Below are 14,684 nucleotides of genomic sequence, written 5' to 3'. Positions count from 1 at the left end.
TGTTGTTGCTCAGCCATTATCAGTAATAGCTGAGCACTTGGGGTTTTAGCAGGACGATATTTAAAAAGTTTCCTTAAGCAAGTTAAGCATATCCTCAACCGATAGCTTGCTGGCCTGCTCGTTGCCTGCCAGCAATTGATCAGCCAGATCGCGTTTATGCTGGTGCAGCGCCACAATCTTTTCTTCTATGGTGTTTTTGGCGATGAGGCGATAAATGGTCACCGGGCGCTGCTGTCCCATGCGATGGGCCCTGTCTGATGCCTGCGCTTCAACCGCCGGATTCCACCAGGGGTCCATATGGATCACATAGTCTGCGGCGGTCAGGTTCAACCCCGAGCCACCGGCCTTAAGGCTGATCAAAAACACTTCGCCATTGCCACGCTGAAAGGCATTGACCCGCTCCTGGCGTTGTACGGCAGGTGTACTGCCGTCCAGATACTGGTAGGTCACTCCGCGTTGCTCAAGAAGCGTTTTGATGATCTGAAGATGGCCCACGAATTGACTGAAGATCAGCGCCTTATGGTTATTCTGCCGTAATTCGTCAAGCAGCTCACTGAGGGCATCCAGTTTACTGCTGGGCAGCGTGCTCTCGGCCATCACCAGTTTTGGGTGACAACAGGCCTGGCGCAGCTTAGTCAGCTCCGCGAGCATTTTTATGCGCTGCTCTGCCGCCGAGCTGGTGCTGGCAGACTCAGTGATCTGGTCGATGGCATGTTGTCGCAGCGCCTCGTAAAAGGCCATTTCGTCATCACTGAGTGAGACCGTGAGGTTAATTTCGGTTTTCTCTGGCAGCTCGGTAAGTACCTGGCTTTTTAGACGACGCAGAATAAAGGGTTTCACCAGCTGTTTAAGGCTTTGACGTGCTTTATGCGCCGCCAGTTTGTCCTGCTCGGCATTTTCCATAGGCTGAGCAAAGCGGGCATTAAAGCGCTTCAGGTTGCCGAGCAGGCCAGGGTTAACAAAGCGAAACAGTGACCACAATTCAGTGAGGTTATTTTCAATGGGCGTCCCTGTGGTGATCATCTTAAACTCACCTTTAAGTGCACAGGCTGCCACGGTGCGTTTTGCCAGCGGATTTTTCAGTGCCTGCGCTTCATCGGCGACAATGGTGTGCCAGTGTTTGCTTTTCAGCAGTTCTGCCTGACGTTGCAGCAGGCCATAACTTATGACCACACAATCGAATGGCCCTGCCTGTGCCAGCAACTGTTCGCGCTCCTGGTTGCTACTGTGATCGCTGAACAGCGTCATGTTCAGCACCGGCGCAAACTTGCTCGCCTCCTGTTGCCAGTTAAAACACACGGAGGTTGGCGCTATGATAAGCGTAGGCCCTTCACTGGAACGGGCCAGGATCACGGCCAGTGCCTGGAGGGTTTTGCCCAGTCCCATGTCATCAGCCAGACACGCCCCGGCGCCCCAGTGCGCCAGGCGCATGGCCCAGTCAAACCCGGCAAGTTGGTAATCGCGCAGTTGCGCCTGCAAGGTGGAAGGGACACTGAGCGCCAGCGTATTGGCCTGGTGCATTTTTTTGCTCTGCTCTTCCCAGGCGGGCAGGGTTTTCATCCGCATACCTGTTGTTGCTTCGGCCACCTGGCCGCTGGCAAGGGGATGAAACTGCCCCTGATCTGTGACCTCATTGAGCTTTGCAAGCCGACTACGCAGGTCCTGTGACAGGGCGAGAATTTGCTCGCCATCCAGGCTGATAAAGCGGCCGTTGCTGGTGGCCATCAGGCTGAGCAGTTTTTTCAGCTCGATCACCTGTGCATCGTCTACCTGTAGCTCACCGGTCACGTCAAACCACTGATTTTGCTTGGTCATTGCCAGCGCCAGATGCTGGGATTCAAGCGCTTTACTGAGGCGGAATTTTTTCCCTCGCGGCCAGCGTAGCCGCAGCGCAAATTCCGCTGGTGGCGAGCCAACACAGTGCTCGAGCTGCTCCAGGGCTTCCAGCGCCATTTCAGTGTCGTCCAGTTGCAGGCGATTATCTGCCATCGCCAAAAATGCCGGACAGTGCTCGTCCAGTAATTCGAGCAAGCCTTGCTCCTGCGCTAAATCTCGCTGGGTAGCGACGCGCTTGCCGTCAATTTCGGTGGTCAGGCTGGGGCTGCCAATACCGGGGTGCAACATTGGGCCCTGATCGCCAAAGGGCATACTGACGCAATGAAATTCGAGGCCGCCCTGATAGGGAGTAATATTGATCACCAGCTCTTCAGCAGGCTCCACTGTGGTCAGCCCGGTCTCGACGCCTTCGAGGTCGGACTGAATATTCAGCAGCGGGGCGATGGCGGTGATACTTGCGAGCAGCTTGGGCTTGGCGGCCTTAGGTACAACCAGGCCACTCTCACCGATGATCTCGGCAACTTGCAGGTGCTGGCGAGTGAACAGGGTAAAGCCATAGCGGTTTCCCTGCAACGGATAAAAGGCATACTCGCCTGCTCGGTTGTGTTCATCCAGCTGCAAGCGATAGTCTATGCCCTGTGGCAGGTTAGGTATTGAGATCAGCAGCTCGTCTCCGTTGTCGCGGATCTGCAGTTCAGCCGGGTATTCTGTCAGTTCAATTTCTCGACTGAAATCATCGCCCAGGTAGAGGTTGTGGGCGCCAGCGGCCGCACTTAGCGCACTTGCGCCTTCCAGTTCAAAGATCCGTCCACCGTAATAGCTGTGATTTTCGTAAACCCGAATGGCTGCAATGATCTCTTTGTCTTTGTCGTTCAGATAGTCAAACTGCTCGGGCTCGTCGATTAAGCGTTTTAGCGCCACATTGCGGCCTTTACTCCAGCCATTTTTGCCGAGCTTTTGCTCGCGAGGTTTCAGGATTAGTTCAAATCGTGATTGTTCAAGTTGCCAGATGAGCCGATGGCTCTGCGACGACTTCTCAGCAGGGGCTGTGGCAGCGGGTGACAGGTTTTGCAGCTTTTCCAGTGCCAGCTCCCAGTCGCTTTTTTGCTCCACCATAGAGGCAAAGTTAAGCACCAAACGCTGTGCTAGGGGCGGGACCGGCGCCTGATTGAGTACCAGCAGATCTGCCCCCATACAGGCAAATAAAGGTTGCTGCATTGAGGTGAAGGTGGTGCAGGCCTCGCTGAGGCGACTAAGCCTGGCGGCATGTACACGGGCACCCGTCCAGTGGGTTGCAAGGGCAATTAGCAACTGCAACAGCGCAAAGTTAAAGGGCTGCGCTTTCCTGAGCACCTCATAATCTTGATACTGCTCGCTAAATGACTGGCCGTTATTAAGGCACTCGGCGAGATATTCCAGTAAGTTTAAAATGGCATAGTTAAAGGTAGGGGCTTTTCTGTCGGCGGATTCGGTGCGAACCAGCTCGCGAACGGTGCTAAACAGCTGAGGCTGCCCCTGGCTTGCCTGGATCAGCACTGCCAGTTTATGGAACAGGCCCGGCAGGCCGCCCAGATATTGCTGTTTGCGGCGGGCAAGTTTGTTTTTCGCCACAATGGCTTGCTCAAACAAGGTCAGTGCAGTTTGCTGCTCCCCAGAGCACATGGCAACGATGGCACGCAGCTGAAGTGCATAGCAACTGGTGTCGTCGCCAAGCGCAGAGATACACGCGTCCAGTTGTGCGCGGTACAGATATTGCTCGGCCAGTAAGCAATGCAGCTGTTGATTGTCAGGCTGACGCTCGCACAGTTGCTCGATAAGCTTGAGTGCGGCAAAGTTGTTCTGACAGTCGCTTTGCAATGAATGAAACAATGTGGCACACGCCTGATAGAGCAACTGCGGTGGTAGTTCGGCCAGACGGTCGACGTCCGCAGGAAAAAACAAAGTGCTGATCAGTACCTGATTGGTATTGTGGTCCAGATACTGTGGATTCTTGTGAAAGGACAGCAAAGCAGTGGCTTTGTCGTACTGGCCAAGTATCAGCAAGTCGCGGATAAAGCGCTGTTCGTCTGCAAAATCGCGCTCCCATTCATACAGGTTAATGATAGGTACGACTTGTTCGGCGCAATTGAGTGTGCTGATAAAGCGATCCTGACGCAGCGCGTTATAACACAGTGACACTTCTATGAGCGGTGCTACCCTGAGACCCTTTTGGTTGCTGATCAGCAATCCGGCTTCGACCAGCGCCGTTCTTTGCTCTGCCAGCATGCCCTGGCACAGAGCTGGCAGGTCATGCACCTGTGCGTCGACCAATAACTTCAGCAAGCGTTTGAGCCTGCTGATAGCAACCGGTTTGCCAATCAATGCCAGCACCTCCAGCATAATTTGCTGTTCGGCGGGCAATTGCGCGTAAAGTGTCAGAAGTTCCGTTATTTGTGTCTGGCTGAAAGGGGTGTAGTGCATGCTCATAGACCTGTCAGGCCTTGCTCCGCAAGTTGTTGTTAATTGCGGAGCAAAGTAGCAGAAGCGACCGCTATGCTCAAGTCAATCTACTTTAGGATTATCCCACGGATAAGGTGTAGTAGCGCTGTGTACCAGCTTCTTCCGAATGTGGCTGGCAAGGGACAAAGCCGGCTTTTTCCAGCACTTTAATTGATGCTGGATTGTCCTCTGCAACGCCGGCATTGAGTATCACATTGGACTGAGCTGCTTGCAAATGCGCGACCAGCCCCTGTAATAGCTCACTGGCATAGCCCTGGCCCCAGTGTGCTTCGCCGATTAAATAACCCAGCTGTACCGTGTTGGCAGAAAAGTGCAGCATGACAAGGCCGATAAACTGTGCCTGTTTATCTTGCACCAGTAACAGCTCGCAGCGTGCGAGTTTGTCTGCCAGCCAGTCGGTAAGCTGCGCCGGAGTTTGCGGGCACTGTTGCCAGTCGTCGGGCAAAAAGTGCAAGGTTTTCGGGGTCAGCAGGTGCATGAGTTGATTAATCTGGGCCGGACTGAACTCATCAATCAGCGAGGACGCCGGGATGGCCTCCAGCCGGGCCGTACTGAATCTATGCGTTGTCATGCTGTTGCTCCTGTGTGCTTTGCGCTTGCGACATGCCTGCTTTAAATGTCTGGGTTAATTCGAAACCCTTTATGGCTGGTAATGCGAGTGCTCTGAGGGCCAGGCTGCCAACCATGATCAACAGTGCGGTGACCAGCGCATCCAGACTCATGGCCATGATTGTACCAGCCAGACCAAATGTTTCCGTTAGTGCAGCCAGCTCAGGCAGAGTATAGACCCCGGTGAGCAGCTGCAGGGCTAAGGCAATCCAAAAACCAAAGCAGTAAGGACAGTGCCAGGCTGAGTACAAATAGGCCAGCGGGGCAGGTAAGCGCTCAATCAGCTTAGTGAACCAGGTGCCCCAGTCGGGTAATTTTTCCCACACAAGCACATGGATAGTCAATCCCATCAAAACGAGTGAAAAAGTCATGCGTGTCTCCTGTAAATCGGTGTATTGTTTTATCTGTGTCTATTATTCCCAATAAAGCTTGGTGATGTTATGGTTGGTTTTTTGCATTAATCGGCTTATTTTAAGATTGTGGGTGGATTAAGATGACCAATCATGTTGCAGCCTGTGGTCAGATGAAAGTGGCCAGGCTGGCGCAGGAGCCACACGGCACACACAGTGAAAGTGTTTTGAGCTTTATCCGCTCGGGCTCGCTGGATATGTTACACGGGGAGACCTTCACGGCCACCGAGGGGATGTTTGTACTGGTGCCCGGTGGGATGCCACATACCTTGTTGTCGGGGTCCGATTTACACGTTCACTGGATGAGCTTTTGCCCGGATTGTCTGGGGCTTGAACCTGGCTGTGCTTTATTGCAGCCTTTTCAGCAGGTGCGACTGGGCGCTTTACCCGCATTAACCTTATCGGCCGAACGTATTGAATTTGTCCAGACCTTATATCAGCAATTTGAACTGGCGCTTCAACAGTCTTTGCCGCTGGAAGTCATGAAAAGCTTTGTATTTTTGCTGTTGCACGAAGTGTCACTGGCGCAGCAGCCTGTGAGCTGGCGTGCGGGTATGCACCCTAAAGTGGTCGCGGCACTGTCCTACATAGAAAGCCAGGGGTTGCAGCCGGTGTCGTTACAAAGTGTGGCCGACGCGGTGTTTGTTAGCGCGCCGTATTTGGCAACTTTGTTTAAGCGTGAAACAGGGTATTCGGTGGGCCAGTGGCTGACTAAAAAGCGCCTTGGCGAGGCGTGTAACCGGCTGATGCATACCCACACCCCCATTGCGGTTTTGGTCGAAGAGCTGGGCTGGTCTGATCCCACCCATTTTATTCGCCAGTTTAAAGCGGCTTACGGGGTGACACCTGCACTGTGGCGCAGGCAGCACAACCACAAAGGTCAGGCGGATTGATAAACTGGCTACGTGTGTATTCTATCCAAATACGACTTGCTGAGCTAAATGACTGATCCTAAGTCTCTAATCCTTTTCAGATAGGCAGCACGCATGATAAGTTAGTCATATCATGTTAACAGGTATTTATTTGTGCGCCTGCTATAATTGCAATCAAGACCGGAAAGGCCCGGTCCTGGTTAAGCCGAAGAATCACTGTAATAGGTAAATATACTTTGTTTAAGGAAATTGAAGACCTGAGCGAGAGTCTTGTACTGATTGTCGAAGACTCAATGCTGACGCAAAAAGTCATCTCGTGCTTTTTAGAGGGGATTTGTTCGGTACAAATGGTGACATCCGGCGAAAAGGCGATTGAGTTTTGCCGCGCTACGCCACCGGATCTGATCCTGATGGACTGGGTGCTCGAGGGCATGTCTGGCGTTGAGGCCTGTAAACAGTTGCAAGATATGGAAGGATTATCGGATATTCCGATTATTTTTGTGACCTCCAATATCAGCGAACAGCAGCAGGACTTATGCTGGGATGCCGGCGCGGTCGACTTTATTCCTAAGCCCATCGTCGCCAAGACCCTGATCAACCGGGTTAAAACGCATCTTAAATACAAACAACAGGCCGATACCCTAAAGCGCTACTCTTACTACGATGGTCTGACCAAAGTGTTCAATCGTCGCTTTTTTGATATGGAAGGGGCACGTCAGTTTAAGCAAAGCGTGCGCCAGCAGCATACCTGCTCTGTGGTAATGCTGGATATTGACCACTTTAAAAAGTTTAACGACCGCTACGGCCATCTTAACGGCGATGATGCGCTTAAAGCCGTTGCCAGTGCCATTGACGGTGAGATACGTCGGCCAATGGATGGGGTGTATCGCTATGGCGGTGAGGAGTTTGCGATTTTATTGCCAGACACTGAACCTGACGGGGCGAAACAGCTTGCCGATCAATTTGTTGCTGCGGTAAAAGCGCTGGGGATTGTGCATGAGGACTCTGACAGTGGTGTTGTAACCATCAGTGCCGGTGTGGCCAGCAATACTCGGGGTGAGTGTTACCAGGACCTGGAAGCGCTGATCGCTGCGGCAGACGAAGCACTCTACAACGCCAAACATCAGGGGCGTAACCGGGCCTGTGTGGCAGAAAAAAAGGGCGCTTAGGCCCTTTTCATTTTATCCAATTGGCGCTGCTTAACCCGCCATGTTATACAGCAGCGCAGAGACCGCTAAAATGCCGACCAGCAGGATAAAGTAGGTACCCAGGTGGTTGCGATACTGCTTAAGTGCAGGTACCTTAAAAATAGCAATGGTTGGCATGATAAACAGGATCATGGCAATAATCGGTCCAGAGATGGCACCCATCATATCCAGAATGCTGGGGTTCATGACCGCACAGACCCAAATGGCGATAAACATCAGGCCAACACCTAGCTTATCAATCAAACCCACAGACAAAGACGACTGCTTGCTCAGCAGGCCATTAAAGCTTTCACGTGCGCCCAGGAAGTGGCCGAGGAAAGACGACGTAATGGCAATAAAGGCAACCAGCGGACCCAGCATGGCAATAAACGGATTGTCATACACATTAGCAAGGTAAGACAGCACAGACACATTGGCCGCTTTGGCTTCGCCCATTTGCTCCGGGCTCAGTGACAGCACACATGAAAAAACAAACAGCAACACGAAGACAATCAGCATCAGCGAGGTATTACGCAAAATGGCTTCAGACTTGTATGTGGCACCATTAGCATAGTGACGGCGCTGCGCGTTGGCGAAGCTTGAAATGGCCGCAGCGTGGCTGAATGAAAAAACAATAATGGGTACAGACAGCCACAGGGTTTCACTCAGACCGGCGATATCCGGTGTTGTGACAACCGGCGCTTGCCAGTGCGGGATCAGATACAGAGACAGCATTAGCAGGATCCCAACCAACGGGTAAACCAGCAGTGCAAAGGCGCGCAACAGCAGTTTTTCGCCGCCCAGCATAATGGCTATCATGCCTGCGACCAGCAGCCCGGATAGCAATACTCGCGAAGGCGATGCCATTTCCAACTGGTTTACCATAAAGCTGTCTACGGTATTGGTCAGGCCGACGCCGTAGATCAATAGAATAGGGAAGATTGAGAAGAAATAGAGCAGGGAGATCAATCGGCCAGCAGTGGCACCAAAATGCTCTTCAACGACGTCGGTAAAGTCGCTATCTTTGTGTTTCGAAGAAAGTACAAAGCGCGCCAGGCCGCGGTGAGCCAGATAGGTCATTGGAAAAGCCAGCAATGCCATGATCATCAGAGGCCAGAATCCGCCAATACCTATATTGATAGGCAGAAACAAAATACCGGCGCCGACAGCCGTACCAAACAGGCTCAGTACCCAGTTAGTGTCGTGCTGTGTCCAGCGACCCCGACTGCTTTGGGTCATGTCAGTGGCAAGCGCCTCGGCTGACAGCCCTTCAGGGGTATTACTCATACTTGTTGTCCTATGATTAGAATTATATGCGCGCGGATAATATAAAAAATGTGGCCGATATGCATGCTTTCAGCGGTATTTGGGCATAGAGCGACTAAAAATCCGACAGGGTTGGCGGGAATTTAGTCATATTAACTGCTCTGTGGGGATGTTTTGGGACAAAATTTGACTTTGTAACTTTAAGAGGTACGATTTGAGCTCGGAAAATAAGCTAGTATCATAATAAAGAACATAGTATTTTAGTCTCTATATCATGCCCGGTCATCAAACATCGTCATGCGTCGTGCCGTGATGATGACCAGGCTAGCAAGGTAAAATCTCGTTATGGAAATAATAAATCTTGATCCGCATCACCCGGAAGTGTCGCAGTTACTGAGAGACATAGATGAGTTGATGAATACATTGTACCCACCGAGCAGTAACCAGCTGATCCCTGCGGATGAGCTGGCTGCGCCCGACGTTTATTTTGTTGGGGCACGCACAGAAACTGATTTGGTGGGGTGCGGCGCATTGGTGCCACAAACGGACGAGGACAACGATCTGACACGATATGGCGAGCTGAAGCGCGTATATGTTCAGCCACCTTATCGGGGGCTCGGTGTGTCCAAGCGCATCATGCAGTCTTTGCTTGACTATGCCAGACAAGCGGGGTTTAGGATACTGCGACTGGAAACCGGGATCCGGCAAACTGAGGCAATAGGCTTGTATGCTTCGCTGGGTTTTGTGCAACGGGACGCCTTTGGCAGCTATGAACCCGATCCCCTGAGTGTCTATATGGAGTTGACGCTAAAATAGACTGCAATATCAATTGCACGCGACGCGCGACATTTTTGCTATACTCCCGCCATTCTTTTTTAAGTTGTACAAAAAACATGTCCTTTGAATCTCTTGCCTTAGCGCCTGCCCTGTTAGAAGGGCTGCAGGCGCTTGACTTTACCGAGCCAACCCCTGTTCAGGCACAAAGCATTCCAGTGATCCTGGCAGGTCACGATCTGCTGGCATGTGCGCAAACGGGCACCGGCAAAACAGCCGCATTTATGCTGCCGATTATGACGCGGCTACTAGAGCAATCTGGCTCAGGTGTGCGTGCTTTGATTTTGGCGCCGACCCGAGAGCTGGCACAGCAGGTGGCGCAGCATGCCAGTGCGTATGCTGCTTGCACTGAGCTGGTAACTGTATGTTTGCATGGCGGCTCGAATATTGGGCCTCAGGAAAAAGCACTGCGTGATGGCGCAGACATTGTGGTTGCAACACCTGGCCGACTACTGGATCACCTGATCAAAGGCACATTAAGTCTGTCCGCGATAGAGTACCTGGTGTTTGACGAAGCCGATCGTATGCTGGACATGGGCTTTATGGGCGAAATACGTCGCATTATGCGCAAAATGCCAGCCAGCCGACAAACACTGCTGTTTTCGGCCACCGTTGATGAGGCTATCTTCAATCAGGTCAAAGACTGGCTGAAGGAGCCCAAGCGCATAGGAATAGAAGTACAAAACCAGGCTGCTGAGCGGGTTGAGCAAATTTTCTATGCGGTGGATGAAGAGCGTAAACGTGAGCTGATCGCACACCTGATAGGCAAGCAAAACTGGCATCAGGTGCTCATTTTTACTCGTACCAAAAAGCAGGCCGATGAATACGCCAAAGAGCTGAATAAAGATGGCCTGAAAACCCAGGCGATCCACGGCGACAAATCCCAGGGGGCACGCAACAAGGCGCTGGCACAATTTAAGGACGGAGAAATTCGTGTGCTGGTCGCCACCGATGTGGCGGCACGGGGTATCGATATTCAGCAACTCAATTATGTGATCAATGCTGAACTGCCGTATGTGGCGGAAGACTATGTCCATCGTATCGGGCGCACCGGCAGAGCCGGAGAAGCAGGCACAGCCATTTCTCTGGTCAGCATTGATGAACAATGGTTGCTGGAGGAGATTGAAGTGCTGCTGGATGAGCGCCTGACACCACAATGGCTGAGTGGCTATGAGCCCGACCTGACCCGGGAGCCTAAAAATGAGCGGCAAAACTCGGCAAAATCTCGCCGACAGCGCGACAAAAAGCGGGTACTGGGTCAGCGTGGAAAGCGCAGACGATAACGCATACGGTAACGCATCACATCATTTTGCAGAGGTTAATCATGACGCAAGCACAGTGGCATATTCATCAGGGCAGTATTGACGATATGCTGGTGGTTGAGCAACAGATCCCGGAGTTCTCAAACCCCAAAACCCGCGAGCAGATCCTTCAGAGGCTGGCGGGGTGCACCTACCTGGCGTTGATCGTCAGCTGTAATGGTCAGCCGGTTGCTTACAAGCTGGGGTTTGAGCAGGCACCAAAGCAGTTTTATAGTTGGCTGGGCGCCGTGATACCAGCGTATCGAGGACAAGGGATGGCACGGGCTTTGTTACTTGAACAGGAGCGCTGGTGCCGAGAGCAGGGGTTTAGTCACATTGAAGTGAAGACTATGAACCGGTTTAAAACGATGATGCAAATGCTGGTGAGCCATGACTACCATATTGCCAAGCTCACCCATCCAGCAACGTCTTCGCAAACCTTGCTGGATGTTCAGATTAGATTTCGTAAGGCACTTTAATGCTTACGTGCATCAAAGTACTGATTGAGCCCTAAAGCCGCAAAGATAATCGCACTGCCCAGTCCTAAGCTGAACAGATCCGCAGTGCGATTCCAGATCAGGATATTCACCAGGATCCCGGCCGGGATCAACACATTATTCATTACTGCCAGTGCGCCAACCGACACCAGGGTGACCCCTTTGTTCCAGACAAAATAGCCCAAAGCAGAGGCAACAAGGCCCAGATAAACCAGGATCCCCCATTGCTGAGCTGTTGCAGGTAATCGCTCTAAATCGCCAAACAGCGCAAAGCTGAACAAGGATACGACTAGCGCGCCGAGAAAGAAAAAGCCAAAGCACTGATGGTGTACCAGCGTGTGCTGCTCAGCAAGGCGCTTGTACAGAACCTGACCCAAAGCAAAACACAGGTTGGCACCCTGAACAATGATAAAGCCCAGCCAGAAGTCCGGGTTAGGCACCGTCAGACGGATCACCACAGCGCCCAGCGTGGCCAGCAGTGCAACCAGCAAGTAGCGGGCATTAAATTGCCCTGCAAATAAGTCATTAAGCAAAGTGATATATACCGGCGTCATAACGGTAAACAACAGCACTTCTGGCACTGACAGGAATAAAAAGGCGTGATAGTAAAAGCCATACATAGCACCTATCTGAATAGCCCCTATCGTCATCAATCTGAGCATCACAGGGCGCGCCGTTTGTTGCCAGCGGATAAACGGCAAGAAAACCAGAGCTGCCAGCGCAATGCGGCTCAAAGCGGCGAACCAAAGATCGACCGATCCGGCCAGGTAAACGCCGATCAGGCTAAACGAAAATGCCCATACCAGGGTGATAAAAATCAGGTGATACATATCAGAACAGTCAAAAGGTGTCACAGGGTAGTCGCAATGATACCTCAGAGTGACTTGATTTAACTAACAAAAACACCAAAGGCCCAGGTGAGTCGGGCGCTGCAAGTAGTCTAACTGCGCTTAGCGGGTGATCACACATAAACGAGATGGAATATAAATCATCGAAAATACCGAGTAAAATGAGCGTTATAATATGATTTTATTTTATAACTGCCACGCTACAATGGCCTTGTTTTCACATTTATCCCTTCATGATTACCCATGATGTGTATTAAGGCCGCTCTATGCGGCCTTTTTTTTGTCTGCATTTTTGCTAAGCCAAAAATAGCTTTTATATAGGGGTCCAGCTTATTTGCTTCCAGCAGGAAAAAGTGCGCCTGTCATTGCATGAAAGATAGCAATTGCATCGATGATCCAGGCGCTGCCTTACACTTAACTTTGTTTAGGGCACAGGCATCAACAAGGCAAAAAACCAATCGAAAATACCGAACTAAACAAGCGCAATAATATGATTTTATTTTATAACTGCCACGCTACAATGACCTTGTTTTCACATTTATCCCTTCATGATTACCCATGATGTGTGTTGAGGCCGCTTTATGCGGCCTTTTTTTTACCCTCACTGTCTGTTCAGCTGCGCCTAACCTGCCTACCTTTAAGATAACACTTTTCTGCGGACGGTAACCTTACTGTCTGTGTCAACTGTAAAAGGAAAAAGGTATGCGTACAATTCCATTGCTGATGTCGGTTGTTTTATCTGTATTCTTGGGTGCCTGTGCGTCTATGGGCCCGGGCGATGCCGCGCAAAAACGCGCGGAAATCCAGAAAATGAAACGAGAGACGCTAACTAAACTATACAGTAAAAAACCAGATGTACGTGCTCAGCTGAGCAATGCGCCGGGGTATGCGGTATTTTCTAATGCGAATCTGAACATCATTTTTGTCGCCGCCGGTACGGGCTATGGCGTGGTGGAAGATAACATCTCGGGCAAATCAACGTACATGAATATGGCGGAGGGCGGTGTCGGGCTTGGCCTGGGTGCAAAAGATTATCGTATTGTGATGGTGTTTCACACCAAAGCCGCAATGAAGCAGTTTGTCGAGTCGGGCTGGACGTTTGGGGGGAACGCCGATGCAGCGGCTAGAGCTGCAGACAAAGGGGCCTCAATAGAAGGGGAAGTCTATTATGGTGATGTGACGGTTTACACATTCACCGAAAGTGGCCTGGCATTGCAAGCGACCATCAAGGGCACCAAGTTCTGGCAAGACAAGGAACTCAACTAGCTTCCTGAATTTCGCCGGCCTTACAGGCCGGCTGATAAATTTGCTTACCAATTGTCATATTTTCATGCCTGTTTTACCCTGTCCCTTTTGCGCTACACTCAGAAAAACACAGGCACAGGAGGTGGTATGATCTTAGTGATTGGTGCAAGCGGCGCAACGGGCAGGCTGGTTGTTGAGCAGCTGTTGCTGGCCCAGCAACAAGTCAGAGTCTTGGTAAGACCAAACAGCGCCCAGCTGGAGGTGTTCAAAGCCTCCCCACAACTGGATGTCAGAGTCGGTAATATTGCCGAGTTAAGCAGCAGTGAACTGGACACGCTGATTAGGGGGGTGACGGCGGTTATTTGTTGTCTTGGGCACAGGGCTACTTTTCAGGGCATATTTGGTCATCCTCGACGTCTGGTCAGCGACACGGTCAACCACGTGTGTCAGGCCATCGTCAAATCTCGCACCGATACGCCAGTCAAATTTATCCTGATGAACAGCACCGGGTGTCGTGACGAAGCGCAAGGTGAGTGCCCATCTTTGGCACATCGCGCAGTGGTTGCCTTACTCAGGGTATGCTTACCACCTCATCCCGACAACGAAGCCGCGGCACGCACGTTACGTGCGTATTCGAGCGCTGAAACGGGCGTAGACTGGGTCATTGTTCGTCCGGACTCTCTGGTTAATGAGCCAGAGATCACTGCCTACGAAGCGCATCCATCTCCACTACGCGACGCCATTTTTGATGCGGGCAAAACCAGTCGAGCTAATGTTGCCCACTTTATGTGTCAACTGGTGAGCGACCCGCACCTGTGGCAGCAATGGCAGGGCCAGTCTCCCGTTCTTTATAACACCAAGCACTAATACTCGATTGTGGTTTTGTAATCGTAACGGAAACCGATGGAAATCGAGTCGAAGTCATCGCCATTAACGAACGACTTGTTCAGGTACTCCAGGTGCACCCTGAGTGCCTTAATTGGGCTCCATTCCAGTGTCACGTTGTAGCCATCAAAGCTGCCAGCGGCGGGATCTGAGTCCTGATAACCGTCGTCAAAGTCAAAGTAACCGGTTTTGAGTTTATAGGCTTTAGCAAGTTGGTAGGCGAATGACAGATCAAACGTGTGTCCGCTGCGATCGGCGCCCGGAGCGCGTCTGTCATAGTTTTTGTCCTGATAGGCAACCGCTGCATAGAAGCTATCTCTTAGTCACATTTTTTGAACTAACTCAGTTTTCCGTGATCTGATCTTGCTCAAAGACACTCACAGGACTGAAATCAT

The 14,684-nt window shown here is 51.4% G+C and carries 13 protein-coding genes; 7 read left to right on the top strand and 6 right to left on the bottom strand.

What is annotated here, in order from left to right; all coding sequences use genetic code 11:
- Window positions 1-60: 60 nt before the first annotated feature.
- The 3 genes from C3B51_RS10245 to C3B51_RS10235 all read right to left on the bottom strand — a co-directional run bounded on the left by C3B51_RS10245 (window position 61) and on the right by C3B51_RS10235 (window position 5,315).
- Window positions 61-4,302, bottom strand: coding sequence for a DEAD/DEAH box helicase (locus C3B51_RS10245; protein WP_430929839.1), 4,242 nt, complete (start codon window positions 4,300-4,302; stop codon window positions 61-63).
- A gap of 91 nt (window positions 4,303-4,393) precedes the next feature.
- A complete protein-coding gene (locus tag C3B51_RS10240) occupies window positions 4,394-4,906 on the bottom strand; it encodes a GNAT family N-acetyltransferase (protein ID WP_130244972.1) in 513 nt (170 codons plus the stop codon).
- Window positions 4,893-5,315, bottom strand: coding sequence for a hypothetical protein (locus C3B51_RS10235; RefSeq protein WP_130244971.1), 423 nt, complete (start codon window positions 5,313-5,315; stop codon window positions 4,893-4,895). Before C3B51_RS10235 ends, C3B51_RS10240 begins: the two co-directional genes overlap by 14 nt.
- Window positions 5,316-5,437: 122 nt before the next feature.
- On the opposite strand from C3B51_RS10235, the gene C3B51_RS10230 reads away from it, so the two are divergent.
- On the top strand, window positions 5,438-6,247 hold the full coding sequence (locus tag C3B51_RS10230; RefSeq protein WP_130244970.1) for a helix-turn-helix domain-containing protein: 810 nt from the start codon (window positions 5,438-5,440) through the stop codon (window positions 6,245-6,247).
- A gap of 215 nt (window positions 6,248-6,462) precedes the next feature.
- Complete coding sequence (locus C3B51_RS10225; protein WP_046006349.1) at window positions 6,463-7,395, top strand: GGDEF domain-containing response regulator; 933 nt, start codon at window positions 6,463-6,465, stop codon at window positions 7,393-7,395.
- 30 nt (window positions 7,396-7,425) lie between these two features.
- Here C3B51_RS10225 and C3B51_RS10220 read toward each other — a convergent pair whose 3' ends face one another.
- The gene (locus tag C3B51_RS10220) at window positions 7,426-8,652 is read right to left on the bottom strand and encodes an aromatic amino acid transport family protein (protein WP_130244984.1); all 1,227 of its coding nucleotides are present in this window, start codon (window positions 8,650-8,652) and stop codon (window positions 7,426-7,428) included.
- Window positions 8,653-9,024: 372 nt separating this feature from the next.
- On the opposite strand from C3B51_RS10220, the gene C3B51_RS10215 reads away from it, so the two are divergent.
- From C3B51_RS10215 to C3B51_RS10205, 3 genes are all read left to right on the top strand, one after another.
- Window positions 9,025-9,495 (top strand): GNAT family N-acetyltransferase, encoded by a 471-nt coding sequence (locus C3B51_RS10215; RefSeq protein ID WP_125719247.1) that lies wholly within the window; start codon window positions 9,025-9,027, stop codon window positions 9,493-9,495.
- A gap of 77 nt (window positions 9,496-9,572) precedes the next feature.
- Window positions 9,573-10,796 carry a DEAD/DEAH box helicase gene (locus C3B51_RS10210; protein WP_130244969.1) on the top strand — a complete coding sequence of 408 codons (1,224 nt, stop codon included), beginning with the start codon at window positions 9,573-9,575 and terminating at the stop codon, window positions 10,794-10,796.
- A 41-nt stretch (window positions 10,797-10,837) separates the two neighbouring features.
- Window positions 10,838-11,293: a GNAT family N-acetyltransferase gene (locus C3B51_RS10205; protein ID WP_130244968.1), complete on the top strand. Its 456-nt coding sequence runs from the start codon at window positions 10,838-10,840 to the stop codon at window positions 11,291-11,293.
- On the opposite strand, the gene C3B51_RS10200 is transcribed toward C3B51_RS10205, so the two are convergent.
- Window positions 11,290-12,141 carry an EamA family transporter gene (locus tag C3B51_RS10200; RefSeq protein ID WP_125719253.1) on the bottom strand — a complete coding sequence of 284 codons (852 nt, stop codon included), beginning with the start codon at window positions 12,139-12,141 and terminating at the stop codon, window positions 11,290-11,292. The genes C3B51_RS10205 and C3B51_RS10200 overlap by 4 nt on opposite strands.
- Window positions 12,142-12,861: 720 nt before the next feature.
- Between C3B51_RS10200 and C3B51_RS10195 the strand changes: the two genes are divergently transcribed.
- Window positions 12,862-13,425, top strand: coding sequence for a YSC84-related protein (locus tag C3B51_RS10195; protein ID WP_125719255.1), 564 nt, complete (start codon window positions 12,862-12,864; stop codon window positions 13,423-13,425).
- A 126-nt stretch (window positions 13,426-13,551) separates the two neighbouring features.
- On the top strand, window positions 13,552-14,271 hold the full coding sequence (locus C3B51_RS10190; RefSeq protein WP_130244967.1) for an NAD(P)-dependent oxidoreductase: 720 nt from the start codon (window positions 13,552-13,554) through the stop codon (window positions 14,269-14,271).
- Here C3B51_RS10190 and C3B51_RS23785 read toward each other — a convergent pair.
- Complete coding sequence (locus C3B51_RS23785) at window positions 14,268-14,405, bottom strand: hypothetical protein (protein WP_206076625.1); 138 nt, start codon at window positions 14,403-14,405, stop codon at window positions 14,268-14,270. The genes C3B51_RS10190 and C3B51_RS23785 overlap by 4 nt on opposite strands.
- Window positions 14,406-14,684: the final 279 nt, after the last annotated feature.

Origin of the sequence: Pseudoalteromonas rubra (genome assembly GCF_004212645.1) — a bacterium.
GTDB lineage: Bacteria > Pseudomonadota > Gammaproteobacteria > Enterobacterales > Alteromonadaceae > Pseudoalteromonas > Pseudoalteromonas rubra_G.
Note: the sequence above shows the minus strand (reverse complement) of the source record. Positions and strands in the feature narration are given on the sequence as shown.

Coding starts and splice junctions, on each gene's coding strand:
- C3B51_RS10210 (WP_130244969.1), top strand. CDS start 9,573: ATGTCCTTTGAATCTCTTGCCTTAGCGCCTGCCCTGTTAGAAGGGCTG.
- C3B51_RS10195 (WP_125719255.1), top strand. CDS start 12,862: ATGCGTACAATTCCATTGCTGATGTCGGTTGTTTTATCTGTATTCTTG.
- C3B51_RS10230 (WP_130244970.1), top strand. CDS start 5,438: ATGACCAATCATGTTGCAGCCTGTGGTCAGATGAAAGTGGCCAGGCTG.
- C3B51_RS10190 (WP_130244967.1), top strand. CDS start 13,552: ATGATCTTAGTGATTGGTGCAAGCGGCGCAACGGGCAGGCTGGTTGTT.
- C3B51_RS10215 (WP_125719247.1), top strand. CDS start 9,025: ATGGAAATAATAAATCTTGATCCGCATCACCCGGAAGTGTCGCAGTTA.
- C3B51_RS10220 (WP_130244984.1), bottom strand. CDS start 8,652: ATGACCCAAAGCAGTCGGGGTCGCTGGACACAGCACGACACTAACTGG.
- C3B51_RS10200 (WP_125719253.1), bottom strand. CDS start 12,141: ATGTATCACCTGATTTTTATCACCCTGGTATGGGCATTTTCGTTTAGC.
- C3B51_RS10240 (WP_130244972.1), bottom strand. CDS start 4,906: ATGACAACGCATAGATTCAGTACGGCCCGGCTGGAGGCCATCCCGGCG.
- C3B51_RS10235 (WP_130244971.1), bottom strand. CDS start 5,315: ATGACTTTTTCACTCGTTTTGATGGGATTGACTATCCATGTGCTTGTG.
- C3B51_RS10245 (WP_430929839.1), bottom strand. CDS start 4,302: ATGAGCATGCACTACACCCCTTTCAGCCAGACACAAATAACGGAACTT.
- C3B51_RS10205 (WP_130244968.1), top strand. CDS start 10,838: ATGACGCAAGCACAGTGGCATATTCATCAGGGCAGTATTGACGATATG.